The following is a 2,317-nucleotide window of genomic DNA, read 5'->3' on the forward strand; positions in this document are numbered from 1 at the left end:
ATCGGCGGATGGAGTCTTCGCAGAATGTCGGGAAGATTATTCTGACGATGCAGCCCGAGGATTTGCGTTAAGACAGACATAAAAAAAGGCCAGTCAGTTGAGCTGACTGGCCTTGGTTTGTCTGACGTTTTCGCTGATCAGCTCACCTTGATCACAATCTTGCCAAACGCCCCTTTCGCCAGATGCTCATAGGCCTCGCGCGCCTGTTCGAACGGATACACATGGTCGATCACCGGCCGAATGTCGTGCTCGGCGAGGAACACGTTCATCCGGTCGAACGATGAACGCGGTGCCACCGCGATGCCGCGAATGGTGGTCTGGCGGAAGATCAGCGGCATCAGGTTCAGCTCGACAGTCTGCCCTGTCAGAAAGCCGATCTGCGCTATCCGCCCCGAGGCCTTGGTCGCTGCTACCGACTGATTGATGCCATTGCCTCCCGCCACATCAAGGAGCAGATCCACACCCTTGCCCTCGGTGAGTTTCAGCACCTCGCCCGCCCAGTTCGGCGTGCTGCGGTAGTTGATACCGGCGACCGCACCCAGACGTTTTACCGCGTGCAGATTGTCATCGCTGCTTGAGGTTGCGATGACTTTGGCGCCCAGCGCGGTGGCGATCTGCACGGCGAAGATCGATACGCCGCCGGTGCCCTGTACCAACACGGTCTGGCCCGGTCGAATAGCGCCGAAATCCACCAGTGCGTACCACGCGGTGAGTGCGGCGATTGGCAGCGTCGCCGCCTCTTCATCGCTCATGTTGGCCGGCGCGCCGACGGCGCTGTCCTCGTGAATGATCATGTACTCGGCGAGGCCACCGGGCAGCGGCGAACCGAAGCAATAATCCGGCTCGTTCGGCCCCGGCTCGCCATCCAACCAGCGCGAGTACAGATGTGAATTGACGCGGTCGCCAACCTTGAAACGAGTAACACCGGCGCCGATTGCAACTACGGTACCGGCGGCATCGCTCACCGGAATCAGCGGTTTCGGCACCAGGTGCGGCTCGTAGATACCGTCAACGATGGCCTTGTCACGAAAATTCAGCGAGACCGCGCCGACCTTGACCAGCAGCTCGCCAGCCTTGGGCTGCGGGGTTTGCGTCTCGCCCAGTTGCAGATTGTCGAGCCCGAAATCTTTCAGTAACCACGCTTTCATGATGTGTCTCCAAATGCATTATTGGCCGCAAACCCTCAGGGGGGTTGCCTTGGGGCCATGATTGGCTTTTACATCAGCGCAATAAATGCTTGGAAACAGACATGATTGTTCTATTCTCAGGCAACAAATACAGATACTGAAGCTCACCGGAAAAGTCATGGAATTACTGCAATCGATGCGCCTGTTCGCCCGACTGGCGGAGCTGGGCAGTTTCACCAAAGCCGCTGAGTCGCTGGACATCGGCCGGCCGCAGGTCACTCGCTATATTCAGGAACTGGAAACATCGCTGGGCGTGCGCCTCTTCCAGCGCACTACCAGGAAAGTCGCACTCACCGCCGAGGGTGAACTTTTCTATCAGCGGGTCCAGGAAATTCTGGCCGAGATCACCGCCGCCACCACGATGTTCGATCGCACCGGAGCCACGCTGTCCGGCCGCCTGCGCATCGACATTCCCACTGCGTTCGCGCAACTGGAATTCATCAAGAGCCTGCGCGAGTTCACCGCCACCTACCCCGGCATCGACATGGTGCTGGGCGTCACCGATCGTGCGGTTGATCTGGTCGGCGAAGGCATCGACTGCGCGCTGCGCATCGGCGAGCTGCCCGACTCAACGCTGATCGCCCGCCCTATCGCCCTGGCGACCATGGTCACCTGCGCCGCGCCCGAATACCTGCGGGAGCACGGCACACCCGAAACCCTTGCAGACCTGACGAACCATCAAGGCGTGAACTTTCTCTCGGGCCAGAACAACCGCACCTTGCCTTGGCAGTTTTCAGTTGAGGGCAAACAGAAAAGCTATGTCAGCCGCAAAGGCATTACCGTCACCGAGTCGAACGCTTACGTGCAGTGTGGCGTGTCGGGCTTCGGCATTATCCAGGCGCCGGGCATCGCGGTCGCCGAGCATTTGGCTAGCGGTGCTCTGGTGGAAATTCTGCAACCGCTGCGCCCGCTGCCTCGGCCGGTATCGCTGCTGTACCCGAGCCGCACGCATTTGCCGGCGCAGGTGCAGGTGTTTATCGAATGGCTGCAGGTGCGGTTTGTGCAGTTGTATGCGGGGTGGGTGGAAGGTTGAATCTGGCTTTATCGCGCAGTTTCTGCAGCGTGCTGCACCTAGGATTTGACACTGATCCCGCGAGCAGCAAAGACTTCACGCGCAGCCGTTATACCGT

At 59.6% G+C, this 2,317-nt stretch carries 2 protein-coding genes; one reads left to right on the forward strand and one right to left on the reverse strand.

Annotation, left to right across the window (positions count from 1 at the left end; genetic code table 11):
- Positions 1–137 precede the first annotated feature (137 nt).
- Entirely contained in the window at positions 138–1,148 is a 1,011-nt protein-coding gene (locus D6877_RS28645; RefSeq protein WP_130912865.1) for an NAD(P)-dependent alcohol dehydrogenase, read from the reverse strand.
- 157 nt (positions 1,149–1,305) lie between these two features.
- On the opposite strand from D6877_RS28645, the gene D6877_RS28650 reads away from it, so the two are divergent.
- Positions 1,306–2,220 carry a LysR family transcriptional regulator gene (locus D6877_RS28650; protein WP_130912866.1) on the forward strand — a complete coding sequence of 305 codons (915 nt, stop codon included), beginning with the start codon at positions 1,306–1,308 and terminating at the stop codon, positions 2,218–2,220.
- The last annotated feature ends 97 nt before the right edge of the window (positions 2,221–2,317 follow it).

Source organism: Pseudomonas sp. Sample_9, assembly GCF_004307535.1.
GTDB classification, from domain to species: domain Bacteria; phylum Pseudomonadota; class Gammaproteobacteria; order Pseudomonadales; family Pseudomonadaceae; genus Aquipseudomonas; species Aquipseudomonas mercuritolerans.